This window comes from Caballeronia sp. LjRoot29 (assembly GCF_964252755.1).
In the GTDB taxonomy this organism is placed as follows: domain Bacteria; phylum Pseudomonadota; class Gammaproteobacteria; order Burkholderiales; family Burkholderiaceae; genus Caballeronia.
In genome coordinates this window covers 432,855-459,415 of sequence record NZ_CAXUPU020000001.1, presented here as the reverse complement: position 1 = coordinate 459,415, position 26,561 = coordinate 432,855, and the positions used below count along the sequence as shown (strand labels likewise).

At 59.3% G+C, this 26,561-nt stretch carries 24 protein-coding genes; 14 read left to right on the top strand and 10 right to left on the bottom strand.

The window, feature by feature from the left end; all coding sequences use genetic code 11:
* Positions 1 to 213: 213 nt before the first annotated feature.
* Both ACSQ83_RS02030 and ACSQ83_RS02025 read right to left on the bottom strand, forming a co-directional pair.
* The gene (locus tag ACSQ83_RS02030; RefSeq protein WP_031359822.1) at positions 214 to 408 is read right to left on the bottom strand and encodes a hypothetical protein; all 195 of its coding nucleotides are present in this window, start codon (positions 406 to 408) and stop codon (positions 214 to 216) included.
* A 376-nt stretch (positions 409 to 784) separates the two neighbouring features.
* On the bottom strand, positions 785 to 1,363 hold the full coding sequence (locus ACSQ83_RS02025; RefSeq protein WP_414969986.1) for a pseudouridine synthase: 579 nt from the start codon (positions 1,361 to 1,363) through the stop codon (positions 785 to 787).
* A 421-nt stretch (positions 1,364 to 1,784) separates the two neighbouring features.
* Here ACSQ83_RS02025 and icd point away from each other — a divergent pair, with 421 nt between their 5' ends.
* Together icd and ACSQ83_RS02015 are read left to right on the top strand one after the other, a co-directional pair.
* Positions 1,785 to 3,038: an NADP-dependent isocitrate dehydrogenase gene (gene icd, locus ACSQ83_RS02020; protein WP_436227061.1), complete on the top strand. Its 1,254-nt coding sequence runs from the start codon at positions 1,785 to 1,787 to the stop codon at positions 3,036 to 3,038.
* Between the two features lie 434 nt (positions 3,039 to 3,472).
* Complete coding sequence (locus tag ACSQ83_RS02015) at positions 3,473 to 3,889, top strand: DUF2442 domain-containing protein (RefSeq protein WP_436227060.1); 417 nt, start codon at positions 3,473 to 3,475, stop codon at positions 3,887 to 3,889.
* A gap of 169 nt (positions 3,890 to 4,058) precedes the next feature.
* On the opposite strand, the gene ACSQ83_RS02010 is transcribed toward ACSQ83_RS02015, so the two are convergent.
* Together ACSQ83_RS02010 and ACSQ83_RS02005 are read right to left on the bottom strand one after the other, a co-directional pair.
* A complete protein-coding gene (locus ACSQ83_RS02010; protein ID WP_031359827.1) occupies positions 4,059 to 4,268 on the bottom strand; it encodes a cold-shock protein in 210 nt (69 codons plus the stop codon).
* A gap of 142 nt (positions 4,269 to 4,410) precedes the next feature.
* Entirely contained in the window at positions 4,411 to 4,785 is a 375-nt protein-coding gene (locus ACSQ83_RS02005; RefSeq protein ID WP_436227059.1) for a hypothetical protein, read from the bottom strand.
* A gap of 124 nt (positions 4,786 to 4,909) precedes the next feature.
* Here ACSQ83_RS02005 and clpS point away from each other — a divergent pair, with 124 nt between their 5' ends.
* The 6 genes from clpS to ACSQ83_RS01975 all read left to right on the top strand — a co-directional run bounded on the left by clpS (position 4,910) and on the right by ACSQ83_RS01975 (position 12,265).
* Positions 4,910 to 5,224, top strand: coding sequence for an ATP-dependent Clp protease adapter ClpS (clpS, locus tag ACSQ83_RS02000; protein ID WP_031359828.1), 315 nt, complete (start codon positions 4,910 to 4,912; stop codon positions 5,222 to 5,224).
* A complete protein-coding gene (clpA, locus tag ACSQ83_RS01995) occupies positions 5,221 to 7,521 on the top strand; it encodes an ATP-dependent Clp protease ATP-binding subunit ClpA (protein ID WP_436227058.1) in 2,301 nt (766 codons plus the stop codon). Before clpS ends, clpA begins: the two co-directional genes overlap by 4 nt.
* A gap of 142 nt (positions 7,522 to 7,663) precedes the next feature.
* Positions 7,664 to 9,037: an amino acid permease gene (locus ACSQ83_RS01990; protein WP_436227057.1), complete on the top strand. Its 1,374-nt coding sequence runs from the start codon at positions 7,664 to 7,666 to the stop codon at positions 9,035 to 9,037.
* An 81-nt stretch (positions 9,038 to 9,118) separates the two neighbouring features.
* Entirely contained in the window at positions 9,119 to 9,925 is an 807-nt protein-coding gene (locus ACSQ83_RS01985) for a DeoR/GlpR family DNA-binding transcription regulator (protein WP_436227056.1), read from the top strand.
* 74 nt (positions 9,926 to 9,999) lie between these two features.
* Positions 10,000 to 10,977, top strand: coding sequence for a tagatose kinase (locus ACSQ83_RS01980; RefSeq protein WP_436227055.1), 978 nt, complete (start codon positions 10,000 to 10,002; stop codon positions 10,975 to 10,977).
* 4 nt (positions 10,978 to 10,981) lie between these two features.
* Positions 10,982 to 12,265: a D-tagatose-bisphosphate aldolase, class II, non-catalytic subunit gene (locus tag ACSQ83_RS01975; protein WP_436227054.1), complete on the top strand. Its 1,284-nt coding sequence runs from the start codon at positions 10,982 to 10,984 to the stop codon at positions 12,263 to 12,265.
* 23 nt (positions 12,266 to 12,288) lie between these two features.
* Here ACSQ83_RS01975 and dut read toward each other — a convergent pair whose 3' ends face one another.
* The 6 genes from dut to ACSQ83_RS01945 form a co-directional block, all read right to left on the bottom strand.
* Positions 12,289 to 12,735, bottom strand: coding sequence for a dUTP diphosphatase (gene dut, locus ACSQ83_RS01970; protein WP_414950965.1), 447 nt, complete (start codon positions 12,733 to 12,735; stop codon positions 12,289 to 12,291).
* Positions 12,732 to 13,745, bottom strand: a complete 1,014-nt coding sequence (locus tag ACSQ83_RS01965) for an LLM class flavin-dependent oxidoreductase (protein ID WP_414950966.1) — start codon at positions 13,743 to 13,745, stop codon at positions 12,732 to 12,734. The genes dut and ACSQ83_RS01965 overlap by 4 nt, the downstream gene beginning before the upstream one ends.
* Before the next feature lie 15 nt (positions 13,746 to 13,760).
* Positions 13,761 to 14,978: a bifunctional phosphopantothenoylcysteine decarboxylase/phosphopantothenate--cysteine ligase CoaBC gene (gene coaBC, locus ACSQ83_RS01960; RefSeq protein ID WP_414967221.1), complete on the bottom strand. Its 1,218-nt coding sequence runs from the start codon at positions 14,976 to 14,978 to the stop codon at positions 13,761 to 13,763.
* 20 nt (positions 14,979 to 14,998) lie between these two features.
* On the bottom strand, positions 14,999 to 15,505 hold the full coding sequence (lspA, locus tag ACSQ83_RS01955; RefSeq protein WP_436227053.1) for a signal peptidase II: 507 nt from the start codon (positions 15,503 to 15,505) through the stop codon (positions 14,999 to 15,001).
* Positions 15,505 to 18,339 (bottom strand): isoleucine--tRNA ligase, encoded by a 2,835-nt coding sequence (ileS, locus tag ACSQ83_RS01950; RefSeq protein WP_436227052.1) that lies wholly within the window; start codon positions 18,337 to 18,339, stop codon positions 15,505 to 15,507. The genes lspA and ileS overlap by 1 nt, the downstream gene beginning before the upstream one ends.
* Positions 18,340 to 18,490: 151 nt before the next feature.
* Complete coding sequence (locus tag ACSQ83_RS01945) at positions 18,491 to 19,480, bottom strand: bifunctional riboflavin kinase/FAD synthetase (protein ID WP_414950971.1); 990 nt, start codon at positions 19,478 to 19,480, stop codon at positions 18,491 to 18,493.
* 201 nt (positions 19,481 to 19,681) lie between these two features.
* Here ACSQ83_RS01945 and purN point away from each other — a divergent pair, with 201 nt between their 5' ends.
* From purN to ACSQ83_RS01915, 6 genes are all read left to right on the top strand, one after another.
* Complete coding sequence (purN, locus tag ACSQ83_RS01940; RefSeq protein ID WP_414967217.1) at positions 19,682 to 20,332, top strand: phosphoribosylglycinamide formyltransferase; 651 nt, start codon at positions 19,682 to 19,684, stop codon at positions 20,330 to 20,332.
* The gene (locus tag ACSQ83_RS01935; protein ID WP_414967216.1) at positions 20,329 to 21,642 is read left to right on the top strand and encodes an RsmB/NOP family class I SAM-dependent RNA methyltransferase; all 1,314 of its coding nucleotides are present in this window, start codon (positions 20,329 to 20,331) and stop codon (positions 21,640 to 21,642) included. Before purN ends, ACSQ83_RS01935 begins: the two co-directional genes overlap by 4 nt.
* 281 nt (positions 21,643 to 21,923) lie before the next feature.
* Positions 21,924 to 23,120 (top strand): DesA family fatty acid desaturase, encoded by a 1,197-nt coding sequence (locus ACSQ83_RS01930; protein ID WP_414950974.1) that lies wholly within the window; start codon positions 21,924 to 21,926, stop codon positions 23,118 to 23,120.
* 137 nt (positions 23,121 to 23,257) lie between these two features.
* On the top strand, positions 23,258 to 24,388 hold the full coding sequence (gene nadA, locus ACSQ83_RS01925; protein WP_436227051.1) for a quinolinate synthase NadA: 1,131 nt from the start codon (positions 23,258 to 23,260) through the stop codon (positions 24,386 to 24,388).
* On the top strand, positions 24,388 to 25,290 hold the full coding sequence (gene nadC / locus ACSQ83_RS01920) for a carboxylating nicotinate-nucleotide diphosphorylase (protein ID WP_436227050.1): 903 nt from the start codon (positions 24,388 to 24,390) through the stop codon (positions 25,288 to 25,290). The genes nadA and nadC overlap by 1 nt, the downstream gene beginning before the upstream one ends.
* Before the next feature lie 386 nt (positions 25,291 to 25,676).
* Positions 25,677 to 26,543, top strand: coding sequence for a transporter substrate-binding domain-containing protein (locus ACSQ83_RS01915; RefSeq protein WP_436227049.1), 867 nt, complete (start codon positions 25,677 to 25,679; stop codon positions 26,541 to 26,543).
* Positions 26,544 to 26,561 lie beyond the last annotated feature (18 nt).

The window sequence follows — 26,561 nt, the reverse complement described above, 5'->3', positions numbered from 1 at the left end:
GGTTAGCTGAAGAATCAGTGAAGACTGGCGCATGTTACTTGAGCGCGCGCACGCCGACAAAAAGTGCCTGTGTGAGCGTGCGTGGATCCGCGTTGACATAACCGGACGACTCAAAGAAAAAGGCAGAAACCTTTACAGGTGTCTGCCTTTCAATGCCGCTATTGCGGCAGCACTGCTTGGTGTAGCGTCGCGTTACCGCGATCTATTACCAACTTACTCCGACGCGGCCGAAGCGGCTGCAGCCGAAGCTGCCTTCTTGTGCGTAGCCTTCTTATGCGTCGACTTCTTGTGGGTTGCCTTGTGAGCGGTCGAAGCTGCTGCAGGAGCCGATGCTTCCGGAGCCGAAGCTTGTGCAAATGCAGCCGTTGCGAACAGGCCAGCGACGAGAGCAGCGATCAATTTGTTCATGTTGTAAATCCTCAGCTTTAGTTTGATTTAACCTTGTGACCCGGTCGATGGAGTCATGACGGTAAACGAGCCATCCACCTTTTGGTTGACAGGGGATTCGAACAAACTTCGATCCCGCTGCGAGCGCTTTAACCTTACATAAAGCCTTCGTAAGTTGGCTCGGTGTTATGGTCCTTCGCTAATGCCGGATGGCGGTTTTAAGGCATCTGCAGCGAATAACGCCGCATGCCGGAAGTCCGTTGACGTGTTTTTGGGAATCGTGCCGAGATAATCGTTTGGAAGGCGAATCGATTTTGTAATGTTTTTGTTTCAGTTGAACGCAGTTGCGTCGTTGCTTCGTCGTTTGTTTCGCAGTTGCTTGTTTCGCAGTTGCTTGTTAACCAATGCCGTTCCATGGTGCGCGCGGCGCCAGTTCCATCGATGCACCCGGCGCAAGTCCGAGACTGAATATATCCAGCGCACCGATACCCACGCGCACCAGCCGCAGTGTCGGGTATCCGACGGCTGCGGTCATTCGACGCACCTGCCGATTACGTCCCTCCGTGATCGACAGTTCGATCCACGTGGTCGGAATGGCGGCGCGATATCGAATAGGCGGATTACGTGGCCAAAGCTGGTCTACCCGTTCAACGGGTTCAACGCGCTGCACGGTGCACGGACGTGTCACGAAATCCCCCAAGTCAACGCCGGCGGCCAGACGCTTGAGCGCGTCCGCGTCGGGTGCGCCATCGACTTGTGCCCAATACCGTTTCACCAACTTGTGACGAGGCTCGGCAATACGCGCCTGAAGCGCGCCATCGTCGGTGAGCAGAAGCAGGCCTTCGCTGTCGGTATCCAGCCGGCCAGCCGGATAAACGCTGGGCGTCTTCACCCATTCGCCCAGCGAGAGGTGTTTCTCGTGCGGCGAAAATTGACAGATCGTGCCGAATGGTTTGTTAAGGGCAAGCAGCGGCATGGCGAGGATCAATGAGGAAAACGCGATAAAAACGAGGCACCGCTCAAGCGCAGCGCGGCAATCCGCCTATGGCGAATGGCGCGATATTAATGCATAATCCGAAACATCAAGTCCCAACTCTTATATAAGATATAAGACTTAAATCAGGACATGAATCGTACGGTAGCTGATCATGACAACGGCATCAACCGGCGGTCTTTGACCGGCGCACGCGTGCACCGTTTTGTTGCACTGCGGCGAAGCCGGGGTCGGGCGAGCCCTGCGCACCGTGGGCTAGAATACCGTTCAGGTCGCCCGGGCGCCGCGCCGGTATTGGCGCTGATCGCCGGGCCACCGTTCGCTCCTCCGCCTTTTCGCCGAATTTCCGAACGCATTCTGTGCATTTCTGTTTTAGCTAGCCCAGCCATCTTTGGAGTCGACCATGCCGTATCAGCACATCAAGGTTCCGACGGGCGGTGACAAGATCACCGTTAATGCGGATTACTCGCTCAACGTTTCCGACCGGCCGATCATCCCTTTTATCGAAGGCGATGGTACGGGTGTGGACATCACGCCGGTGATGATCAAGGTCGTCGACGCAGCGGTGGAAAAAGCCTATGCAGGCAAAAAGAAGATCCACTGGATGGAAATCTTCGCGGGCGAGAAGGCCACCAAGGTCTACGGCCCGGACGTTTGGCTGCCGGATGAAACGCTGGACGTGCTGAAGGAATATGTCGTCTCTATCAAAGGGCCGCTTACCACGCCGGTTGGCGGCGGTATCCGTTCGCTGAACGTCGCGCTGCGCCAGCAACTGGACCTGTATGTCTGCCTGCGCCCGGTGCAGTATTTCAAGGGCGTGCCGTCGCCGGTGCGCGAGCCGGAAAAGGTCAACATGATTATCTTCCGCGAGAACTCGGAAGACATTTACGCCGGCATCGAATGGGCGGCCGAGTCGGAAGAGGCGAAGAAGGTCATCAAGTTCCTGCGCGAAGAAATGGGCGTGACGAAGATCCGCTTCCCGGACACGTCGGGTATCGGTGTGAAGCCGGTGTCGCGTGAAGGCACGGAGCGTCTGGTTCGCAAGGCGATCCAGTACGCGATTGACCATAATCGCAATACCGTCACGCTCGTGCATAAGGGCAACATCATGAAATACACGGAAGGTGCGTTCCGTGATTTCGGCTATGCGCTGGCGCAGAAGGAGTTCGGTGCGGAACTTATCGACGGCGGCCCGTGGATGAAGATCAAGAGCCCGAAGGGCGGCGACGTTGTGCTAAAGGACGTTATCGCCGATGCATTCCTCCAGCAGATCCTGTTGCGTCCGGCTGAGTACGATGTGATCGCCACGCTGAATCTGAACGGGGATTACGTGTCGGACGCGCTGGCGGCTCAAGTTGGCGGCATTGGCATTGCGCCGGGCGCGAACATGTCGGATTCGGTGGCCATGTTCGAAGCCACGCACGGCACCGCGCCGAAGTATGCGGGCAAGGACTACGTGAATCCGGGCTCAGAAATCCTGTCGGCGGAAATGATGCTGCGCCACCTCGGCTGGACCGAAGCGGCGGACATCATCATCAAGTCGATGGAAGCATCAATTCTGACAAAGCGCGTGACATACGACTTTGCGCGTTTGATGGAAGGCGCGACGCAGGTTTCGTGCTCGGGATTTGGGCAGGTGCTGATCGAAAACATGTAGGTTCGGATAAATCTTCAAGGAAAGCCCCGGTTGAGTTTGACTCACTGGGGTTTTTTCATGAGATCGGCGTGAACTGATCTTCGATGGAGAGTCCGGTGTTCGCTGAGCAATGTCAGAAAACTGAAGTGTAAATTTTTGACGATGGCAAAGGCCGGACGTAAAAAACCTAGCGGTTAGGTTTATGATCTTCCCATGCCCACCATCCTTCTACTGAATGGGCTCAGAGTGGTCATATACCCCGCAGATCATCGACCGGCGCACGTTCACGTTCACGTGCAGGGCAGGGTTTGAGATTGTGTTCGATCTGAACTGTCCGGACGGCCCTCTCGATGTACGCGGCATCAAAGGAAAAGTTTCCGATGCCGGCGTCCGCCACACGGCGAAATTGATCGCGCCGTCCCTACCTACCCTGTGCGGAGCCTGGAGAAATATTCATGGCAATTACCATTGAGTCCATGGCAGCGGCCCGCAAGCGTGGGGAAGGCGTCGGACCTTGCGCGGTCAAGGCGCGCTACCGTCGTTCCATCGCCAAGATAGAGGTCGAATTCGACAACGGTGTAACGCTCGCAGTCCCGATTGCCCTGATCCAGGGGCTGGACGGCGCAAGCGATGCCGAGCTGAAGATGATCGAGATTTCCCCAGCCGGTTGGGGCTTGCACTTCCCAAAACTCGACGTGGACTTGTATGCGCCCGCGCTTTTCGACGGGATCTACGGTTCACAGGTCTGGATGAAACACTTGGCAAGCCGCGCTGGTTCGGTCAAGTCGGATGCGAAGGCCGCATCGTCGCGAGAAAATGGCAAGAAAGGCGGGCGCCCGCGCAAGGTTCGGCCTGACCACGAGCAACCGTAGTTAGCCGGGTTCATCAACGGCTTGGTCCCAATGAAAAACGGCCCGACCGCAAGTGCGTTCGGGCCGTTGAATCCCGCCGTTGCATTCGACCGTCGAATAACGCAGAAACGTTTATCTGAACGATGTCACGGCATGCGGCCGGTTTCGAGGACAGCGCGCTATCGAACGGTCAGGCAGCAGATTCCTGGATGTTCGATGCCTGTTTGCCCTTGGGTCCCTGGACAATCTCAAAGCTGACCTTCTGGCCTTCCTTGAGCGTCTTGAAACCATTCATTTGTATCGCCGAGAAATGAGCAAACAGATCCTCGCCGCCTTCATCGGGCGTGATGAATCCGTAGCCTTTCGCGTCGTTGAACCATTTGACCGTACCAGTTGACATCACTTCCCCTCTCACTCTCGTCGCTACCACGAGCACGCTCGAAAAGCTTGGCAACCCACAATGTGGACCGCCCCCTCCTCACAAGCTCACCGCGGCCTTTCTTCACCTGAAACGCTTCGGAAAAAAGTGCCAATTTGATTGTTTAATCTCTTAAATCAAGTGTCAAGAAAATTTTGAGATGGTCGTAAAGACGTTGTAAAGACCTCATTTCAAGGGTTTTTCCCGCTTTGCGCGTATCCCGCCGCACAAGCACGCCATCTTGAAAAGTCGCATAATCGACGCACATGAGGAGTACAGGCAGCAGGCGGTTATTACCCTTGACCGCCGCGGCTCGCAGTTCAGGCCGCACGATTGCTTCGAACGGTTGATTCGCTTGAGCGATTCTTATAAGGGTCACCCAGTCAGTCGCAGCGGGTTGAGCGTCCAAGTCGGGCCGCGGCCAGGTGGACAATTCGTTTTTTTGAGAGCTGTGCGATACTGGATTCAACGATGTTTCAAGAGGGCTGGCCTGTGTCACGAGGGCCGGCAGAATTCAGCAAGCGACAGGTTGCGCGAAGTGTGCGGCGACACCGTTTCGGCTTATATGGCGAACGGAGTTTTGGCGAGATGGCGAGCCTGTCCGAGTTGTTTAGAATGGGCGTATGGCGATCAATCCCAACAAGCAGGATGGCACCGTACTGGAGCGGCAGGAACAAAAGCTGAAACAGCCGTCCATGTACAAAGTGGTGCTGCTGAATGACGACTTCACGCCGATGGAATTCGTCGTGTTCGTCGTGCAGGAACATTTCAATAAAGATCGTGAGACTGCGACGCAAATCATGCTGAAGGTTCATCGCGAAGGCAGGGGAGTTTGTGGGGTCTATACGCGGGACATCGCGTCGACCAAAGTTGAGCAAGTCGTTAGCCACGCGAGGCAAGCGGGTCATCCGCTGCAGTGTGTGATGGAGGAAGCATGATTGCCCAGGAACTGGAAGTCAGTCTGCACATGGCGTTTATGGAAGCACGTCAGGCGCGGCACGAGTTCATTACGGTCGAGCATCTTTTACTGGCCTTGTTGGACAACCCGACCGCGGCTGAAGTGTTGCGCGCATGCGCAGCAAATATTGAAGATTTGCGTCAAAACCTGCGCAATTTCATTCACGACAACACCCCGACCGTGCCCGGCACGGACGATGTTGATACCCAGCCGACGCTTGGTTTTCAGCGCGTGATTCAACGCGCGATCATGCACGTGCAGTCAACATCGAATGGAAAGAAGGAAGTGACCGGCGCGAACGTGCTTGTCGCCATCTTCGGTGAAAAGGATTCACATGCGGTCTACTACCTGCAACAGCAGGGCGTGACGCGTCTCGACGTCGTCAATTTCATCTCGCATGGCATTGCGAAGACGAATACGGGCGACGCGGCGAAGGCAAGCAGCGACGCGAATCCCGAAGCGGAAGACGCGGCTGCGCAAAAGGAAACGCCGCTTGCGCAGTTCACGCAGAACCTTAACCAGCTCGCGAAAGACGGCAAGATCGATCCGCTGATTGGACGCGAATTGGAAGTCGAGCGTGTGGTGCAGGTGCTGTGCCGTCGCCGGAAGAACAATCCGCTGCTGGTCGGTGAGGCAGGCGTGGGTAAAACTGCGATTGCCGAAGGGCTTGCGTGGCGCATCACGCGCGGCGAAGTGCCGGACATTCTTGCGGACGCTCAGGTGTATTCGCTCGATATGGGCGCATTGCTGGCCGGTACTAAATACCGTGGCGATTTCGAGCAACGCCTCAAGACGGTGCTGAAAGAGTTGAAGGAACGCCCGCACGCGGTGCTGTTCATCGACGAAATTCACACGCTGATTGGTGCGGGTGCGGCGTCGGGCGGCACGCTGGATGCATCGAATCTGCTGAAGCCGGCTTTGTCGTCGGGCCAGTTGAAGTGCATCGGCGCGACCACATTCACGGAATATCGTGGAATCTTCGAAAAAGACGCAGCGTTGTCGCGTCGTTTCCAGAAGGTTGATGTCGCCGAACCGACCGTCGAGCAGACCATCGCCATCTTGCGCGGTCTAAAGTCGCGTTTCGAAGAGCATCACGGCGTGAAATATTCGTCGGGTGCGTTGTCCGCGGCTGCTGAATTGTCGGCGCGCTTTATCACCGACCGTCATCTGCCGGACAAGGCTATCGATGTAATCGACGAAGCGGGCGCAGCGCAACGCATCCTGCCGAAGTCGAAGCAGAAGAAGACTATCGGCAAGAACGAGATCGAAGAGATCATCTCGAAGATCGCGCGTGTCCCGCCGCAAAGCGTGTCGCAGGACGATCGCAGCAAGTTGCAAACGCTGGATCGCGACCTGAAGAGCGTGGTGTTTGGCCAGGACCCGTCTATCGATGCATTGGCCGCCGCCATCAAGATGGCGCGGGCAGGTCTCGGCAAGACGGACAAGCCAATCGGCGCATTCCTGTTCTCGGGTCCGACGGGTGTCGGCAAGACGGAAGTGGCGAAGCAACTGGCGTTCACGCTGGGTATCGAATTGCTCCGCTTCGACATGTCCGAGTACATGGAGCGTCATGCGGTCAGCCGTTTGATTGGCGCGCCGCCGGGATATGTCGGATTCGATCAGGGTGGTTTGCTGACTGAAGCCGTCACGAAGAAGCCGCATTGCGTGCTGTTGCTCGACGAAATCGAAAAGGCGCATCCGGATATCTACAACGTGCTGCTGCAGGTCATGGATCACGGCACGCTGACCGACAACAACGGTCGCAAGGCAGATTTCCGCAACGTCATTATCATCATGACGACGAACGCGGGCGCCGAAGCGATGCAGAAGTCGGCAATCGGTTTCACGAATCGTCGGGAAACCGGCGACGAAATGGCCGATATCAAGCGGATGTTCACGCCTGAGTTCCGGAATCGTCTGGACCAGATCATCAGCTTCCGCTCGCTCGATGAAGAAATCATCATGCGGGTGGTCGACAAGTTCCTGATGCAACTGGAAGATCAGTTGCATGAGAAGAAGGTCGACGCGGTCTTCACCGATGGCTTGCGCGCGCATCTGGCGAAGCACGGTTTTGATCCGCTGATGGGGGCACGGCCGATGCAGCGCCTGATCCAGGACACGATTCGTCGTGCGCTGGCGGACGAGTTGCTGTTCGGCAAGCTGATGTCGGGTGGGCGTGTAACGGTGGACGTGGACGAGGACGACAAGGTCGCGCTCACGTTCGACGAAAGCCCGGTGCCGCGCAATCCGAATCCGGAAGCGGTCGAGGTTGAGTGACCAGGTTGGAAGCGATGACTGAAGTCAGGTGACACGCGCTTGAGGTGTGTCATCATCGGCGAGGCGGCGCGGGGAAGTTTCCCGCGCCGCCTCGCTTTTTTGCGTCCGCATTCGTTGCGGATATTGACTTCAAGAGGTTGATTTGAGCTTTAAACGTGGATCGTTCGAGACCATCGTCGAACGGGAAAAGGGGCTGCACCGGAGTTTGACCGCCGGGCAGATGTCGATGATTGCTATCGGCGGGGCGATTGGGACCGGGCTTTTTCTGGGCAGCGGTTTCGCGATCGATTTCGCCGGGCCGAGCGTGTTGGTGAGTTACGCGATCGGTGCGCTGATCGCGTTGTTGCTGATGGGCGCGCTCGCCGAGATGACCGTTGCGCATCCGACGTCCGGGTCGTTCGGCGCGTACGCGGAGTTTTATATCGGGCCGCTGGCGGGTTATCTCGTGCGATACGCGTACTGGTCGGCCGTCGTGTTCGCGGTCGGCACCGAGGTCAGCGCGGTCGCCGTGTTCATGAAGTACTGGTTCGCGAACGTCCCGGGCTGGTATTGGATCGTCGGTTTTTCCGCCGCGCTGATCGGCGTGAACGCCGCTAGCGTCAAGGTGTACGGCGTGATCGAATACGCGTTTTCGATGCTGAAAATCGTGGCGATCGTCGCGTTCATCTTGCTCGGGGCGGTGTTCGTGTACGGCGCGCCGGTGTCGTCCGGCGTCGGGCTGAATAACTTCACGGCGCACGGCGGGTTCTTTCCGCACGGCGTGAGGGGCATGTGGTTCGCGGTCATTGTTTCCATCTTCAGTTATCTGAACATCGAGACGATCGCGGTCGCGGCCGGCGAAGCGCGTGATCCGCAGCGCGCCGTGGCGCGGGCGTTTCGATCGACCGTATTCCGGCTGGTGCTGTTCTATCTGCTGACACTGGCGTTGATGCTCGCGATCGTTCCTTGGACGCAGGCCAGCACCGACGAAAGCCCATTCGTCAAGGTCATGGCCGCGACGCACGTTCCGTACGCTGCGGGCGTGATCAACTTCGTGGTGCTGATCGCCGCGCTTTCCGCCATGAATAGCCAGCTCTATATCACCACGCGCATGATGTTCAGCCTCTCGCGGGCCGGTTACGCCCCGGCGCGCTTCGGGCGCCTGAGCGCGAACGGCGTGCCGACGGCGGCGCTGTCGTTATCGACGAGTGGGATTGCGTTGGCCACCATCCTGACGGCGTTCTGGCCGGCGATGGCGTTCGGTTTGATGATGTCGCTGGCCATCTTCGGCGCGATGTTCGCCTGGCTGATGATCTTCGTCACGCACCTGTTTTTCCGCGCTCGATATGACGGACCAGCGCTGTCTTTCCGGATGGTCCTGCATCCGTTCGGCAGTTTGCTCGGCGCGGGTTTGATGGCGGCGATCATGATCACCACCGCCTTCACGAGCGAATTCCGCATGACGCTTGTCTATGGGCTGGCCTTCATGGTCGTTCTTGTCGCGACCTATCTGCTTTGGTATCGAAAGCACGGGTAAACACCGATCAGAACCCCTTTGCGCGTCTTTCGTTTCGAAACTAAAATCTTTCGAAACGAAAGTGCAAAGGTGGTGTCGCCCGTGCTGGCTAACAAGAATTCGCTCCATCGGCGTCTGCGTATCGTCGAAGTTGTCCGCAAGCGGGGCGAAGTATCGGTCGACGAACTCGCAACGGCGTTCGACGTTTCCAGCGTCACGATCCGCTCGGACCTGAACTACCTGGAGCAGCAGCGCTACCTGATCCGGGCGTTTGGCAAGGCGCGCTACGTTGCTCAACGGCCCGGCGAGAATTTGCTGGCGGCCGTAGCTTCCAGTGCGACGCGGCAGGCTGCGGACATGGCGATTGCGCGCATGGCGGCTGATTTTATCGATGACCACGCGTCGGTGTTCATCGGCGCGGGATTGATTACGCACAAGCTGTTGCCGCTGCTCGCTGACCGCGCAAACTTGGCGCTAACGCTTAACGACATCGCGATGGTGCCGACCGTCCAGCGTTTCATGCGCTGCGAATTGCGTCTCACCGGCGGTTTGCTGGATGACGATTCCACTGTGCTGCTTGGCCCGGACGCCGAACGTTCGCTGTCTGCGCTGTCGCTGGATCTGGCGGTGCTTGAGGCGACCGGTATCGATCGCGAGGGCAATTTGCTGTGCGCCGATCCACGTCTTGCAGGCGTGTTCAAAGCTGCTTTAAAAAACGCCAAACGCTGTGCCGTCGTGGCTTACCAACCTGCGCTGCAAGGCGAAGGCGAGGCTTTCTGTCACGTCAGCCGCCTGGGCGGACTGGTGCTCGATGACGCCGTCGACCCGCCGACACTTGATCTGATTCTCAAAGCCGGACTAGCCGTGCATCGGCGGGAAGAAGGAATTCTTGAATTCCGCAATCAGTGATCTTGGTTTTGCTTTCCTGGCAACGCATCGTGATCCGATCGCGCTTTATATCGATGTCCAAACGAAGAAACGTCATGCCTAACTCAAACGGTATTCCCTCCAGAAAACCCGGCACCATCGTTGCGATGGGCGAGATTCTGGTCGAGATCATGGCCACTAAAATCGGCCAGCGATTTAGCGAACCAGGCACGCTCATTGGTCCATTCGCGAGCGGCGCACCGGCTATTTTCATCGATCAGGTCGCGAAGCTTGGCAGTCCCTGCGCGATGATCGGCTGCGTAGGCGATGACGATTTCGGCGTGCTCAACGTCGAACGCTTGCGCGCTGATGGCGTGGATGTTTCGGGCATTGCTGTGCTGAAGGACGCGACTACCGGCAGCGCATTCGTCACGTATCGCGAAGACGGCGATCGCGATTTCATCTACAACATTACGAACAGCGCGTCGGCGCAGTTGTCGGTGGCGAATTTGCGTGACGATCTGCTCGCGACGTGTGGCAATTTTCACGTGATGGGGTCGTCGCTGTTCTCGTTCAGGATCATCGAAGCGATGAAGCGGGCTATCGAAACGGTGAAGACGAACGGCGGCACAGTGAGTTTCGATCCGAATATCCGCAAGGAAATGCTGCGGATTCCGGAGATGCGCGACGCGCTCGATTTCATCCTCGATTACACCGATGTCTTTCTACCGAGCGGTCACGAAGTCACGTTGCTCGCGAGCGCTAAAACGGAGCAGGGCGCTGTCGAAGAATTGCTTAAGCGCGGCGTAAAGGAAGTGGTGGTCAAGCGCGGCGCGCAGGGCTGCAGTTTCTTCGATACCAACGGCGAGACGCATCGACCCGCTTTCAAGGTCGAGGAACTCGATCCGACTGGCGCAGGCGATTGCTTCGGCGCGACGTTCATCAGTTGCCGCGCGCAGGGCATGGACGTGGATGGCGCGCTGAAATACGCGTGCGCAAGCGGCGCGCGGGCGGTCGGTGTGAAGGGCCCAATGGAAGGCACCGCGACGTTCGCCGAACTGGACGCATTTTTAGCAACGGCAACCACGGAGTGATGTCATGAATTCGATCGTCTCGCGTTTGAGCAATGCGCATCCGGCGTCGGCGTGGCTTGCCGGGATCTATTCGATTTGCTCCGCGCACCCTTGGGTGCTCGAGGCGGCCATGCGGCAGGCGCTGGAAGACGAGACGCCGTTGCTGATTGAATCGACGTCGAATCAGGTCGATCAATACGGCGGTTATACGGGCATGAAGCCGGCTGATTTTGTCGACTTCGTGCGAGGGATTGCTGAACGTGTTGGCTTCCCGCACGAGCATCTGATTCTCGGCGGCGATCACCTCGGACCGAACGCGTGGCGTCATCTTCCGGCCGAAGAAGCCATGCAACGCGCCGAGGCGTTGATCGATGCGTATGCATCGGCGGGATTCACGAAGCTTCACCTCGATACCAGCATGTCATGCGCCGATGACCCCGAGCGGCTGTCGGATGCAGTGGTGGCTTCGAGGGCCGCGCGTTTGTGCGCGGTTGCGGAGGCCGCTGTGAAGCGTGCAGGTCTCAGCGTGAGTCCGGTGTATGTGATCGGCACGGAAGTCCCGGTGCCGGGCGGTGCAGCGGAAGAGTTGGAAGTGGTTGAGCCGACATCGCGTGAAGCGGCGATTGAAACGGCTTTAGTCCACAAAAAAGCGTGGCAAGAACAGGGCATACAAGACGCGTGGTCGCGCGTGGTCGCTTTGGTCGTACAACCCGGCGTTGAGTTCGATCACACGAAGGTGATCGATTACGTGCCATCGCGTGCGGAGTCGTTGAAGAGCGCGCTGGACGATTTACCCGGCATGGTTTTCGAGGCGCATTCCACGGATTATCAGACGCCTGAAGCATTGGCTGTTTTGGTGCGGGATGGCTTCCGTATTCTCAAGGTCGGCCCGGGCGTGACGTTCGCCTTGCGCGAGGCGTTGTACGCTTTAGCGGATATCGAAACGCAATTGGTTTCGGAGAGTCAGCGATCCAATCTGCGAGCGGTAGTCGAGCGCGTGATGCTGAGCAAGCCGTCTAACTGGGAAAAGTATTATCACGGCGATGCCGAGCAGCAACACGTTTTACGCACGTACAGTTATAGCGATCGCGTGCGTTATTACTGGGCCGATCAAGAGATCAACGCGGCCGCGGAAAAGCTGCTGGATAACCTCAGCGCTTTGAACATCCCGGAGAATTTGCTCAGCCAGTCCTTGCCGGATCAGTATTGGGCGGTGCGGCGTGGTCTGCTCAAAAACGAGCCGCTCGCGCTGGTTCAGGACCGCGTGCGGCAGGTCATTCGAACGTACGCAGCGGCGTGCCGCGCATAAGGTTTTTATACCGCGCTAGAAGCTCAGTGCTTGCCCGTGCTGCCGAAACCACCGGCGCCGCGCTCGCTCTGGGCGAAATCATCGACAATATTAAACGTAGCCTGAACCACCGGCACGATCACCAGTTGCGCGAGGCGTTCAAACGGGTTCAGCGTGAACGCCGCCGCGCCGCGATTCCATGTAGAAATCATCAATTGGCCCTGGTAATCCGAGTCAATTAACCCGACCAGATTCCCCAACACCACACCATGCTTATGACCCAGCCCTGAACGCGGCAGGATCACCGCCGCATAACCCGGATCTTCGATATGAATCGCCAGCCCCGTCGGCACCAGCACGGTCTGGCCAGGTTCGAGCGTAATGGCTTCATCCAGGCAAGCACGCAGGTCGAGTCCGGCGCTGCCGGGCGTGGCGTAGGCGGGCAGATAGTCGCGCATGCGCGCATCGAGGATCTTGATATCGAGTTTCATGGAGTCTGTTTGTTGAGTTCGAAGGCTTCAGCCAGCAGTTCATACGAGCGCAAACGCGCCGGATAACTTCCTGCAACGGTCAGCACGATCAGTTCGTCGGCGTCGAAACGTTGTTGAAGTTCATGCAATTGTTCGGTCACCCGTTCCGGCGTGCCGATAATGCTGCGATTTTTTTCCCGCGCAATCACGCTCAGTTCACGTTCGCCGAACGCCTGATTTGCTCCCTGAGCAATCGATGGAATCGGCATGTTCAACCCGTACGCCATCTGCACGCGGCGTAGATCAACCGCGCGTTCGAGTGCGGCTGCTTCCGTTTCGGTATCGGCGCAAATCACGAAGACAGCCGCGGCGAGATAAGGCGTTGACCCATTCCGCGATATAAACCGCTCGCGATACGCCTCCGCCACCCGATGCCCATATTGCGCGTTAATAAAATGCGCGAACGCGAAACGAATGCCAAGTTGCGCCGCGAGCAGACCGCCGAAATCGCTGGAACCGAGCATCCACAACTCGGGACGCGTAGCAATTTCAGGCTGCAGCAACACGCCATGCGCGAGGTGATCTTCGGGCAGCGTGCCGTCGAACAGGCCGACGAGTTCGCCCACTTGCTGCGGGAAAATATCGCCGCGATTGTAGTCGCCCGCGGCCACCGCTTGCGCCGTGCGCATATCGCCGCCGGGTGCGCGTCCAACTCCAAGATCCACGCGATTCGGGAACAGCGCTTCGAGCATCAGGAACTGTTCTGCGACCTTGAACGAGCTGTAGTAGGGCAACATGACGCCGCCCGAGCCGATGCGTATTTGCTGGGTGATGCTGCCGATACGCGCGAGCAAAACCTCGGGACACGGATTCGATACCCCGCGCAAACCGTGATGCTCGGCGCACCAGTAACGCGTGTAGCCGAGGTCATCGGCAAGACGGGCGAGATCGAGCGTGGCCGCGATTGCGTCGGCGGTGCTGTGGCCGTGAATGACCGGCGTTTGATCGAGTACGGAGAGTTTCGTCGTCATGGTCTCTGGAAAAAGCTAAGACAGCAACGAACCGCCACGTGGCGCCCGCTTCGCAATCTCGCTGATCAGCAATTTCGCGAGCAGCTTTTTATCGGCGCGTGGCAGGCGGGTGATACCGGATGCTTCAAACAAGACGACCTCGTTATCGTCGAGACCAAACGTCAGCGGTCCAAGATTGCCGATCAGCAGGGGCACATTCTTGCGTGCGCGCTTTTCCTCGCCGTGCACCTCAAGGTCCCCGCTTTCCGCCGCGAAACCCACGCAATACGGCGGGTTTGGCAGACGTGCGACGGTCGCGAGAATGTCCGGATTTTCGACGAACGTGAAGGAGGGCATCGGCTGGTCGGCGGTCTTCTTGATCTTGTGCTCGCTCAAGTGGTCCACGCGCCAATCCGCGACTGCCGCCACGGCGATAAAGATGTCCGAATCCGGCGTGGCATGCATCACGGCGTCGTGCATTTGCTGCGCGGTCTGCACATCTTCGCGATAAACACCCCAAGGTGTTTCCAACGAAACCGGACCGGCTACGAGATGCACATCTGCACCGGCTTGGGCCGCCGCGCGTGCGAGCGCGAAGCCCATCTTGCCGGACGAGCGATTCGTGATGCCGCGCACAGGATCGAGCGGCTCGAACGTCGGACCGGCCGTAATCAACACGCGATGGCCTTGCAAAATCTTCGGCTGAAAGAACGCGCAAATAGCCTCGAATGTTGCCGATGGTTCCAGCATCCGGCCATCGCCCACTTCGCCGCAGGCTTGTGCGCCGGAATCGGGGCCGAGCACTTGTACGCCATCGGCACGCAGTTGCGCGACGTTGCGTTGCGTCGCCGGGTTTTGCCACATCTGGCGATTCATCGCGGGGACAACAAGCAACGGACAATCGCGCGCCACGCACAGCGTGGACAGCAAGTCGTCGCAATTGCCATGCGCTAGCTTGGCGATAAAGTCAGTGGAGGCGGGCGCGATCACGATGGCATCGGCTTCACGCGACAAATCGATATGCGCCATGTTGTTCGCAATCCGCGCGTCCCATTGCGATGTGTACACGGGACGCCCGGACAGCGCCTGCATGGTGACGGGCGTGATGAACTGGGTGGCGGCATCGGTCATCACGATCTGCACGGTCGCGCCGGCTTTCACCAGCAGACGCGTGAGTTCGGCGATCTTGTAGCACGCAATACCGCCTGACAGCCCAAGTACGAGATGCTTTCCTGCGAGTTCTGCGTTGTCCAACGATGCCTCCGTCAAGCTGGTTACTTCGCTCCGCGCACGCGCCGCAACTCATCGAAAACGAGCAGCACGGCGCCGATGGTAATTGCGCTGTCGGCGAGATTAAACGCCGGCCAGTGCCACGCATTAACGTGGAAATCCAGAAAGTCGATCACGTGACCATACGCAATCCGGTCGATCACATTGCCGATCGCGCCACCCATGATCAGCGCCAGCGCCGTGCAGAACAACCGTTGCGTGCCATGCCGTTTCAGCAAGTAGCAGATCACGATAGCCGCGACCACGCCGAGCGCCGTGAAACCCCAACGCTGCCAGCCGCCAGCGGTGGCGAGAAAGCTGAACGCCGCGCCGCGGTTGTAGATCAGGAACAGGTTGAAGAACGGCGTGAGCGCATGCGGTTCGCCATACGTGAACACGCGCGCGACCGCGATCTTCGACAACTGGTCGAAGAGAATTACGATCAGCGCGACGCCCAACCACGGCGCGAGTGAACCACTGCTTTGACTGGGTTTCGACATCGTTCTTGCCATTATGCTGCGCTCCGCGTTTCGCCGTTGCCGAAGAGATTGGTGATACAGCGGCCGCACAAACCAGGATGTTCCGCCGATGCCCCCACGTCCGCGCAATAGTGCCAGCAGCGCTCGCATTTCAGATACGTCGATGCAATCACGTCGACGCCTTCTTCCGCTTCGCTGGCCACCTTCACCAACCGCGCCGCCGATGTAATCAGCACGAACCTGAGGTCATCGCCGAGACTATTCAGCGCGTTGTACCGCGCGCCGCTTGCCCGGACATCGACTTCAGCTTGCAGCGACGAACCGATCAGATTCGCCGTGCGCGCTTCTTCCAGCGCCTTGGTGACGTCGCTGCGCGCCGAGCGGATCAGCGTCCACTTGTCGAGCAGTTCGCCGGCTTCGGGCACTTGCGGATAGCTGTGATACACCTCGGTGAAAATGGTGTCGTGGCCGGGTTGCAGGACCTTGTACGCCTCTTCCGCCGTGAACGACAGATACGGCGCGACCAGCCGCAGCAAACCATGCGCGATGTGATGCAACACCGTCTGCGCCGCGCGCCGTTCGCGCGAATCGGGCTTCATGGTGTAGAGCCGATCCTTCAACACGTCGAGATAAAACCCGCCGAGATCTTCCGAGCAGAACGTCGCGAGCTTCGATACAACCGGATGGAACTCGAATTTCTCGTAATGCGCGAGTACATCGTCTTGCAGGTTCTGCGCGAGCGCGACAGCGTATTGATCGATTTCGAGCCAGTCTTCCAGCGGACGCGCGTGCTGCTCGAAGTCGAAATCGGAGAGATTGGACAAGAGGAAACGCAACGTATTGCGAATCCGCCGATACGTCTCCGTCACGCGCTTCAGGATCTCTTCGGAGATCGCGAGTTCGCCCGAATAATCCGTCGATGCAATCCACAGGCGGATGATTTCCGCGCCCAGCCGGTTCGACACTTCATGCGGATCGATGCCGTTACCCAGCGACTTCGACATCTTGCGGCCTTCGCCATCGACCGTGAAGCCGTGCGTGAGCAGCGCGTTGTACGGCGGGCGGCCATCTAGCATGGACGCGGTGAGCAGCGACGAATGGAACCATCCGCGATGCTGGTCCGAGCCTTCCAGGTACAAGTCCGCCGGAAATTGCAGCGAATCCTTGTGCGAGCCCCGCAGCACATGCCAATGCGTCGTGCCGGAATCGAACCACACGTCGAGCGTGTCGCGATTCTTCTCATACATGTTGGCTTCGTCGCCAAGCAATTCCGCCGGATCAAGCGTTTGCCACGCTTCGATGCCGCTCACCTCCACGCGCTTCGCCACTTCTTCCAGCAGCTCCAGCGTTCGCGGATGCAGGTCGCCGGTTTCCTTGTGGACGAAGAACGCCATTGGCACGCCCCATTGGCGTTGACGCGAGAGCGTCCAGTCCGGCCGATTCGCGATCATGCTGTACAAACGCTGCTTGCCCCATGCAGGGAAGAACGCGGTGTTCTCGATGCCTTCCAGCGCGGTTTCGCGCAGCGTTCGGGACGTATCGTTGGGCTTCACGTCCATGCCCGCGAACCACTGCGATGTCGCGCGATAGATGATCGGCGTCTTGTGGCGCCAGCAGTGCATGTAGCTGTGCTTGTAGTGCTCGGTTTTCAGCAGGGACTTCGCGCCGCGCAGCGCTTCCACGATCTGGTCATTCGCTTCCCAGATCGACAATCCGCCGAATAACGGCAACGACTCGATATACCGCCCGTCGCCCATGACCGGGCCGATGATGTCCGAGTCCGTCATGCCATGCGCCTTGCACGACACGAAGTCTTCCACGCCATACGCCGGCGATGAATGCACGATCCCCGTGCCGCTTTCGGTCGTCACGTACTCGCCCAGATACACGGGCGCGGTGCGTTTATAGCCAGGGTGGGCCGCGCTCAGCGGATGATGAAAGCGCAGGCCGCTCAGTTTCTCACCCGTCGTGGTCGCGATAGTCGAACCCGTCAGGCCGTATTGCTTCAGGCATTCTTCCACGCGGTCAGCGGCCAGGATCAGCAGACCCTTTTCCGTATCGACGAGGCTATAGACAATCTCCGGATGCACGTTGAGCGCCTGGTTCGCGGGGATGGTCCATGGCGTCGTCGTCCAGATCACGATGCCGCCTTCCTGCTTCGGCAACGCGGCAAGGCCAAACGCCTGCGCGGTCTTTTCCGGCTCGGCAAAAGCGAACAGCACGTCGATAGTCGGATCGACCTTGTCCTGATACTCGACTTCAGCTTCAGCGAGCGCCGAGCCGCAATCGAAACACCAGTTCACCGGCTTCAGCCCGCGATACACATAACCCTTCTCAAGGATTTTCCCCAACGCGCGGATTTCGCCCGCTTCGTTGGTGAAGTTCATCGTCTTGTACGGATTGTCCCAATCGCCGAGCACACCGAGACGACGGAAGCCGAGCTTCTGCTTTTCGATCTGCGCGCTCGCGTAGGTGCGTGCTTTTTCCATCACTTCGCGTGCCGGCAGCGACTTGCCGAACTGCTTCTCGATCTGGATTTCGATGGGCATGCCGTGGCAATCCCAGCCGGGGACGTAGACCGCGTCGAAGCCCGCGAGATTGCGCGCCTTCACGATCATGTCCTTCAGGATCTTGTTCACCGCGTGGCCGAGGTGGATGTCGCCGTTCGCATACGGCGGGCCGTCATGCAGGATGAACTTCTTGCGGCCCTTGCTGGCGGCGCGGATCTTCTCGTAGATCTTGTTGTCCTGCCATTCCTGCACCCATTGCGGCTCGCGCTTGGGCAAGTCACCCCGCATGGGGAACGGTGTATCCAGCAAGTTGACTGGATACTTCGACTGGGGCTTGGCTTCTTTCTTGTTGCTCATGGATGACTCGATATCTATTCGATGATGCGGCGGTGAGGCGGCGGTTCCAAGCGGACAAGCTCGGGAACGGGCTCGAAGGTGCGTGTTTAGCGAGGCAGCGGGCGGCGCGTCGGGGGCTTGATGAAAATGCCAAGCACCCGGCGCCACGCGCTCACCTAATTCGGTCGGTGGCCGAGGTGGCGAAACCGCTGTCGCGGCCACTTGAGTTCACGTCTGCAGCGAAATACGCGCGGGCGTTGGTCACGTCGCGCGCTATGGCTGCCGTCAGGGTTTCGAGGTCCACGTATTTCTCCTCGTCGCGCAGCTTTTTCAGGAATTCGATACGCACGAGCTTGCCGTACGCGTCGCCATGCCAGTCGAGCACGAAGGTTTCAAGCAGCACGCGGCCGGAATCGTCGACGGTCGGGCGCAGTCCGAGGCTCGCCACGCCGGGCAGCGGGTCGGGTCCGAGTCCATGCACAAGCACGACGAAGATGCCCGCGAGCGCCGGCCGCTTGTGGGCGATCGGCATGTTGAGCGTGGGAAAGCCCAGATCGCGGCCGAGTTTTTGCCCGTGGACCACGTGGCCGCTAATCACATAAGGGCGGCCGAGTGCGAGGCGGGCGGCATCGAGATCGCCCGCGACCAGCGACGACCGCACGCCCGAACTCGAAATACGCGCGCCGTTCAGGTCCGCGACCGTTGCCATTTGTTCGACTTCGAAGCCGTGTTTGTGTCCGGCCAGTTGCAGCGATTCAAAATCGCCCGCGCGTTTGGCGCCGTAGCGGAAATCGTCGCCAATCATCACCCAGCGCGCATGCAGCCCGTTCACGATCACGTTTTCGACGAACGTATCGGGCGGCTGGCTGGCGAAGGTGTGATTGAAATGTTCGACTACGACGCGATCCACGCCGTTCGTGCGCAGCGCTTCAAGCTTGTCACGCAACATGGCGATGCGCGGCGGCGCGCCGGCGGGATTGAAAAATTCGCGGGGATGCGGCTCGAAGGTCATCACGCAGACCGGCAGGCCGCGGGCGTCCGCGGCGGCTCGCACATGGGCGAGCAGCGCCTGATGGCCACGGTGGACACCGTCGAAATTGCCGATGGTCAGCGCACAGGGCGCGCGGCTTTCGGCATTGGGTAGGCCGCGAAAGACTCTCACGATATCGGTTGGGTCGGCGGTTAGCGGTTAAATGGGCTCAAAACAAGCCAAATGCGGTCTTGCAGGGCTCACGCAGCGCGAGGCTGGCAAAGCCGCAAAGCGTTCGATTATAAACGCTCACAGCACAGGACGGAGGCCGGGCGCACTGTGGGGCGGGCGGATTCGCCGGGTTTTGACAGCATCGAATGATAAAATCCGTGGATGAAAAAAATCGTCATCCTGATTTCCGGGCGGGGAACCAATATGGAAACCGTCGTGCGGGCTTGCGCGCGCGAAGGCTGGCGGGCGCAGGTGGCCGCTGTCATATCGAATCGCCCAGACGCCGCCGGGCTTGCGTTCGCGGCGGCGAACGGGATTCCAGCAACAGTTGTAGATCACCGTGATTTCACCACGCGCGATGCCTTCGATCAGGCGCTTGCACGCAGTATCGACGGCTTCGAGCCGGATCTCGTCATGCTCGCGGGCTTCATGCGCGTACTGACCGATGCTTTCGTCGAGCGTTACGCGGGCCGCATGATCAATATTCACCCGTCGCTGCTGCCGTGCTTTCCGGGGCTCAAAACCCACCAGCAGGCGCTGGATGCCGGCGTGCGCGTGCACGGCGCGAGCGTCCATTTTGTCACGCCAACGCTGGATCATGGTCCCATCGTCGCGCAGGCCGCGGTGCCGGTCATGGCCGGCGACGACGCCGCAGCGCTCGCTTCGCGCGTGCTGGCGGTCGAACACATTATTTACCCACGCGCGGTGCGCTGGTTCGTCGAAGGGCGTTTGGCCATCGACGGCGAGCGTGTCGTGCTCACGCCACCAGAGCCGCAATGGCTCTTTGCCGACATTGCCGGGGAGGGCGTATGAGGCTTCATGGATTTTTGATAGGACAAACGGAGACGTTGCTGGCTGACGTTTTGCGCTTCAGCGGCCCAGCGGACGCGGCCACCAGCCGCTTTTTCCGCGCGCATCCGAAGCTTGGTCACAACGAACGCGGCGTGATCGCCGAAGCGGTGTTTGCCGTGTTGCGCCGGAAGATGGAGTTTTCGCATCTCGCCGAAAGCGGCAGCGGCAACCTCGCGCGGCGTCTCGCCTTGCTGGGCCTGATGCAGACGGCAGGTCTGTCGGCGGTAAAGCCTTTCATTTCCGCCGATGAATACCAGTGGCTCAACCAGGTCTCGAAGATCGATCCGGGCAGCTTGCCGGTGCGGGTGCGGACCAATTTGCCGCAGTGGATCTACGACGCCATGACGAAGCGCTTCGACACTGAAGAGCTGGCGTTGCTCGCCGCCGCGCTGAATTACCCGGCGCCGCTCGATCTGCGCGCGAACCCGATCAAGGCCACGCGCGAGCTGGTTATCAAGACGCTGACCGAAGCGGGTATTGATGCAGGCGAAATGCCGTATGCCCCGTTTGGCGTGCGTGTAGACGGCAAGCCGGCGTTGACGCGTCTGCAGCCGTTCCAGGATGGCTGGATCGAGGTGCAGGACGAAGGCAGCCAGCTTTTGTGCTCGCTGGTCGCGCCCCGGCGCGGCGAGATGATCGTCGATTTCTGTGCGGGCGCGGGCGGCAAGACGCTGGCGCTCGGCGCAATGATGCGTTCCACGGGCCGTCTCTACGCCTTCGACGTGTCGGACCGCCGGCTCGCGAAACTCAAGCCACGCCTGGCTCGCAGCGGTTTGTCGAATGTGAATCCGGTGTTGATCGACAGCGAACACGACGCCAAGATCAAGCGCCTGGCCGGCAAGATTGACCGTGTTCTCGTCGATGCCCCGTGTTCCGGACTCGGCACCCTGCGGCGTAATCCGGACCTGAAATGGCGCCAGTCGCCGGAATCGGTGGCCGAACTGACGCCGAAGCAGTTGTCCATCCTGACCAGCGCGGCGCGGCTGGTGAAGGTGGGCGGCCGTCTCGTCTACGCAACGTGCAGCATGCTGGAAGCGGAAAACGAAGGCGTGGTCAATCAGTTTCTCGCGACGCACCCCGGCTTCAAGCTGGTTCCGGCACGTGAGGTGCTGGCTGAGCAGCGTATCGACCTCGATACAGGCGACTATTTGCAACTGTGGCCGCACAAGCACGGCACAGACGGTTTCTTTGCCGCCGTACTTGAACGGTTGCCGGTTGCCGCCAAGGAAGCCGCAGTTGTGGAAGCGTCTGGGGAAGCCACTGAGGAATAAGTAAAGTCTGCTCGCTTTGGCCGGTGGAAACGCGTTCAATCGCCGGCCAAAGCTTTCAAAAGCGGGAAATTCGTGTTTACCGCACTAAACAGCGACGCGATTTAGCGGTCAAATTTCCTGTTGACCCTGCGCGAAATCAAAATTTTCCCTAATCGACACAAAGACTTGGAACGCATGGCGTAAAATGCCGTCGAACCAGATGCATGTTTCTTTCATGTACCCAACAGCCGTCGATCCTGTTTTCGTTCGGCTAATTTTTTCCGCCTTCCAGGTAAATTGCCTTGCTGAATTCATCGCTTGAATTTCTCGCCAACGGACTGCTCAACCTCTCGTGGTGGCAGATCGTGGTGTTCACTCTCGTGATGACGCACATCACGATCATCGGCGTGACCGTCTATTTGCATCGCTGCCAGGCGCATCGCGCGCTGGAACTGCATCCGGTCGTCAGCCACTTTTTCCGCTTCTGGCTCTGGATGACCACGGGCATGCTGACCGGTCAATGGGCCGCGATTCACCGTAAGCATCACGCCAAGTGCGAGACCGAGGAAGATCCGCACAGCCCGCAAACGCGCGGCATCTGGAAGGTCCTGCTTCAAGGCGCTGAACTCTACCGTTCGGAAGCGAAGAACGAGGAAACCTTGCGCAGGTTCAGTCACGGCACGCCAGACGACTGGATGGAACGCAACGTCTATACGCGTTATCCCATTCTCGGTATTAGCATCATGATGGTGATCGACGTTGCGCTGTTCGGCTTTGTCGGGCTGTCGGTGTGGGCCGTGCAAATGATCTGGATTCCGTTCTGGGCGGCTGGTGTGGTGAACGGGTTGGCGCACTGGTGGGGTTACCGGAACTTCAATTCCGCTGACGCCAGCACGAACATCTTCCCGCTCGGCATCCTGATCGGCGGCGAAGAACTGCACAACAATCACCACACGTACGCTACGTCGGCGAAGCTGTCGAACAAGTGGTACGAATTCGATATCGGCTGGATGTACATCCGCATCATGTCGGCGTTCAAGCTGGCCAAGGTCAAGAAGATTGCGCCTACGCCGCGTCTGTCGGCGTCCAAGCCGGTGCTCGATCACGACACGTTGCAAGCCGTGCTGTCGAATCGCTACGAAGTGATGGCGCGTTACGGCAAGGCGCTCAAGCGGGCGTATCGTCAGGAATTGTCGAAGCTGAAAGAAGGCGGATCCGCGGACAAGTACCAGTTGATGCGCGGTGCCCGCAAATGGGCGCACAAGGAAGAGGCGGGTCTGGACGAGCCGCAACGCCAGCAACTGCCGGCGCTTTTCTCCGACAACCACAAGCTGCGCACGTATATTGAGTTGCGTCAGGATCTGGCTGCCATGTGGGATCGCTCCAACGCGTCGCGCGAACAACTGCTCGCGCAACTGCAGGACTGGTGTCATCGGGCCGAGCAAAGCGGGATCAAGGCGCTGCAGGACTTTGCTTCACGCCTGCGTCGCTATGCCTGACGGCTTTACAGCACCGACCTTCGTCATCGATATCCGTTAAAATTTGACGACGTCACAAGACCCCGCTCTGGCGGGGTTTTTGCGTTTTGGGACGCAGAATTCGCGGTGTATTTGGAAGACATGGAGACGAGGCAGCGATGGAGCAGGCAATTAAAAGCGTCGAGTACGATCGGCCGCAGGGACTGACGTGCGGCATTGGACAGGCGTGGGCGAAAGTGCCGGACGCCCCTTCGCGTGAGGAAAAGCGCCAGTTGAAGGAGCGCATTCGAGCGTTGCTGGTCCGCGAGAAAGCGGTGCTGGTAGCGCATTACTACGTTGATGCCGAGCTGCAGGAACTCGCCGATGAAACCGGTGGTTGCGTGGCGGATTCGCTGGAAATGGCGCGTTTCGGGCGCGACCATGCGGCGCAAACGCTGATCGTGGCCGGCGTGCGTTTCATGGGCGAGACCGCGAAAATCCTCAGCCCGGAAAAGCGCGTGTTGATGCCTGATCTGGACGCGACCTGTTCCCTCGACCTGGGTTGTCCCGCTGACGAGTTTTCTGCTTTCTGCGACGCTCATCCCGACCGCACGGTCGTGGTGTACGCGAACACCAGCGCTGCTGTGAAAGCGCGGGCGGACTGGATGGTGACATCGTCGATCGGGTTGGAGATCGTTGCGGATCTCCACGCGCGCGGCGAAAAAATCCTCTGGGCGCCCGACCGGCATCTGGGCGGTTATATCCAGAAGAAAACCGGCGCCGATATGTTGCTGTGGCAAGGCTCATGTCTCGTGCACGATGAGTTCAAGGGCATCGAACTCGATCTGCTGCGCGCCGAATATCCCGATGCAAAAATCCTCGTTCATCCGGAATCGCCGGAAGCGGTGGTCGCGCTCGCCGACGTGGTCGGTTCCACAACACAATTGATCGACGCGGCGGTGAGGCTTGAGGCGAAGCGGTTTATCGTCGCGACGGATCTCGGGATCCTGCACAAGATGCGGCTTGCGGCGCCGGACAAGGAGTTCATTGAAGCGCCAACGGCCGGGAACAGCGCGAGTTGCAAGAGTTGCGCGCATTGCCCGTGGATGGCAATGAACGGCCTGGGGAATCTGGCGGAGGTGCTTGAACGCGGCCACAACGAGATCTTCGTTGATTCGCGGATCGCGGCGCGCGCACGCTTGCCAATCGACCGAATGCTCGATTTCGCCGCGCGTCACAAGAAGCGCGTGCAGGCGAGCGGGGACCTGGCGAGGGATGTTTCGTTGTTTTCAAACGTAGGAGCGGCGTGATGGTGGAGAAGGTGGCAGTGGCGGCAAGTCAGTTGGTTTCTCCCTTGCTCGAAGAAATCCGGGCGTCGTACGGCGTTGCATTCGATCAGGCGCTTCAGCGCAACGTCACTGACGCGCTGGCTGAAGACGTCGGCGATGGTGACCGGACCGGGATGCTCGTGCCCGCCACCGTGCGGCGTACGGCCCGCATCATCGTCCGCGAAGAGGCGGTGTTATGCGGCGTTCCATGGTTCGAGGCGGTGATGCGCCGGGTGGATGAATCGATACGCGTGGAATGGCTGTATCGCGAAGGGGCGCGGATGGTCGCCAATACGCCCGTGGTCGTGCTGCACGGCCCGGTGCGCGCGCTGCTGACTGCCGAGCGCAATGGGCTGAACTTCCTGCAGATGATGTCCGGCGTGGCGACGGCGACGCGTCGTTATGTGGATTCAATCGAGGGGACGCGGGCGCGGATTCTCGATACCCGCAAAACCTTGCCGGGTTTGCGGCTCGCGCAGAAGTACGCGGTGCGCGTGGGCGGCGGTGCGAACCAGCGGCTGGCGCTTTACGACGGCATCCTGATCAAGGAAAACCACATTGCCGCGGCGGGCGGCGTGGGCGCGGCGATGGACGCGGCGCTCGCGTTGAACGCCGGCGTGCCGATCCAGATTGAAGTGGAGACGCTCGAACAGCTTGAAACGGCGCTGGCGCATCGGGCGGAATCGATCCTGCTGGATAACTTCGCCTTCGATGCCATGCGCGATGCCGTGCGGCTAACCGGCGGCCGGGCGGTGCTGGAAGTGTCGGGCGGCGTGAACTTCGATACCGTGAGAACGATTGCCGAAACCGGCGTGGACCGGATATCGATCGGCGCGCTGACGAAGGATGTGCGGGCCACCGATTATTCGATGCGGCTTGAGTAAGCCGTAGCCTTAACGCGGCGCAACTTTCGCCACTTACGGTTGCTTGAGCCGGCCAATATGATTAAAAGAATAGCTGGCTCAAGCGCACTTCCGACTGCGGCCGTGTGACCCAAAGTACCCAATCGCCGTCCTTCTCACCAACTGCCGTGTCTAGACAACTTTGAGAAATCTCTCAAAGAATTGACTGAACGTTCAGCAGATTCCCCGCATTGACCCCAGTAACACCTCTGTAAGCCATATCCATCAAGCGTCTCGGTATTTTCCCTAAGTTCTCTCGCTTAGGCGAAAAAACCGTTGCCAGTCCTTTTTGTTCACGCCATGCTTGTATATACAAGTTGGCGTTCGCCACTTGGTCCAACAACCTTCGTGGAAAGAGTGGCTCAACAATGACAGGCAAAACGAAATTGCTCGCCCGGCTGGCTGCATCGGTGGCCGTTGGTGTAATCGCTCTCGGCGCTGCCAGCGCCCAGGCGAAAGACTGGAAATCCGTCACGATCGCCACCGAAGGCGCGTACGAACCGTGGAACCTGACGCTTCCCGGCGGCAAGCTCGGCGGCTTCGAGCCGGAACTGATCGAGAACGTCTGCGCCCGCATCAAGATCCAGTGCAACCTGGTGACGCAAGACTGGGACGGCATGATCGCCGGCCTGCAAGCAGGCAAGTTCGACGTGCTCATGGACGCCATTTCGGTCACGCCGGAACGCGAGAAAATCATCGCTTTCTCGACACCGTATGCATCGACGCCCGCCGCTTTCGTGTCAGCCGACCAAAACGCGTCCGCGCTCGCCAAGCAGCCCGGTGCAGGCCAGACCGTCAAGCTGACGGGCGACACTGCGCACGACAAAGCCACCGTCGATGCACTGCGTGTCGCGCTGAAGGGCAAGACCATCGGTATCCAGTCGGGCACGGTCTACACCAAGTTCATCGATACGAACTTCAAGGACGTGGCGACCATCCGCGAATACAAGACTGCGCCCGAGCATGACCTCGATCTGGTCGCAGGCCGTATCGACGTCGCGTTCGACGACAGCACCTACTGGGCTTCGGCATTCACCAAGCCGGAAAACAAGGGTCTCGCGTTCACCGGTCCAAAGATTGCCGGAACGGTTTGGGGTCCGGGCGAAGCGCTGGCATTCCGTCAGTCCGACAAGGACTTGAAGGCGAAATTCGACCAGGGCATCCAGGCGGCACTCGCCGACGGCACGGTCAAGCGCCTCTCTCTGAAATGGCTGAAGGTCGACGCCACGCCTTGATGCGTTGCTGATTGACTG

Coding starts and splice junctions, on each gene's coding strand:
- ACSQ83_RS01915 (WP_436227049.1), top strand. CDS start 25,677: ATGACAGGCAAAACGAAATTGCTCGCCCGGCTGGCTGCATCGGTGGCC.
- ACSQ83_RS01965 (WP_414950966.1), bottom strand. CDS start 13,745: ATGACGACGAAACTCTCCGTACTCGATCAAACGCCGGTCATTCACGGC.
- clpA (WP_436227058.1), top strand. CDS start 5,221: ATGATTGCCCAGGAACTGGAAGTCAGTCTGCACATGGCGTTTATGGAA.
- nadC (WP_436227050.1), top strand. CDS start 24,388: ATGGTGGAGAAGGTGGCAGTGGCGGCAAGTCAGTTGGTTTCTCCCTTG.
- dut (WP_414950965.1), bottom strand. CDS start 12,735: ATGAAACTCGATATCAAGATCCTCGATGCGCGCATGCGCGACTATCTG.
- ACSQ83_RS02030 (WP_031359822.1), bottom strand. CDS start 408: ATGAACAAATTGATCGCTGCTCTCGTCGCTGGCCTGTTCGCAACGGCT.
- ACSQ83_RS02015 (WP_436227060.1), top strand. CDS start 3,473: ATGGCAATTACCATTGAGTCCATGGCAGCGGCCCGCAAGCGTGGGGAA.
- lspA (WP_436227053.1), bottom strand. CDS start 15,505: ATGGCAAGAACGATGTCGAAACCCAGTCAAAGCAGTGGTTCACTCGCG.
- ACSQ83_RS02010 (WP_031359827.1), bottom strand. CDS start 4,268: ATGTCAACTGGTACGGTCAAATGGTTCAACGACGCGAAAGGCTACGGA.
- purN (WP_414967217.1), top strand. CDS start 19,682: ATGAAAAAAATCGTCATCCTGATTTCCGGGCGGGGAACCAATATGGAA.
- ACSQ83_RS01980 (WP_436227055.1), top strand. CDS start 10,000: ATGCCTAACTCAAACGGTATTCCCTCCAGAAAACCCGGCACCATCGTT.
- ileS (WP_436227052.1), bottom strand. CDS start 18,339: ATGAGCAACAAGAAAGAAGCCAAGCCCCAGTCGAAGTATCCAGTCAAC.
- ACSQ83_RS01975 (WP_436227054.1), top strand. CDS start 10,982: ATGAATTCGATCGTCTCGCGTTTGAGCAATGCGCATCCGGCGTCGGCG.
- ACSQ83_RS02025 (WP_414969986.1), bottom strand. CDS start 1,363: ATGCCGCTGCTTGCCCTTAACAAACCATTCGGCACGATCTGTCAATTT.
- icd (WP_436227061.1), top strand. CDS start 1,785: ATGCCGTATCAGCACATCAAGGTTCCGACGGGCGGTGACAAGATCACC.
- nadA (WP_436227051.1), top strand. CDS start 23,258: ATGGAGCAGGCAATTAAAAGCGTCGAGTACGATCGGCCGCAGGGACTG.
- clpS (WP_031359828.1), top strand. CDS start 4,910: ATGGCGATCAATCCCAACAAGCAGGATGGCACCGTACTGGAGCGGCAG.
- ACSQ83_RS01935 (WP_414967216.1), top strand. CDS start 20,329: ATGAGGCTTCATGGATTTTTGATAGGACAAACGGAGACGTTGCTGGCT.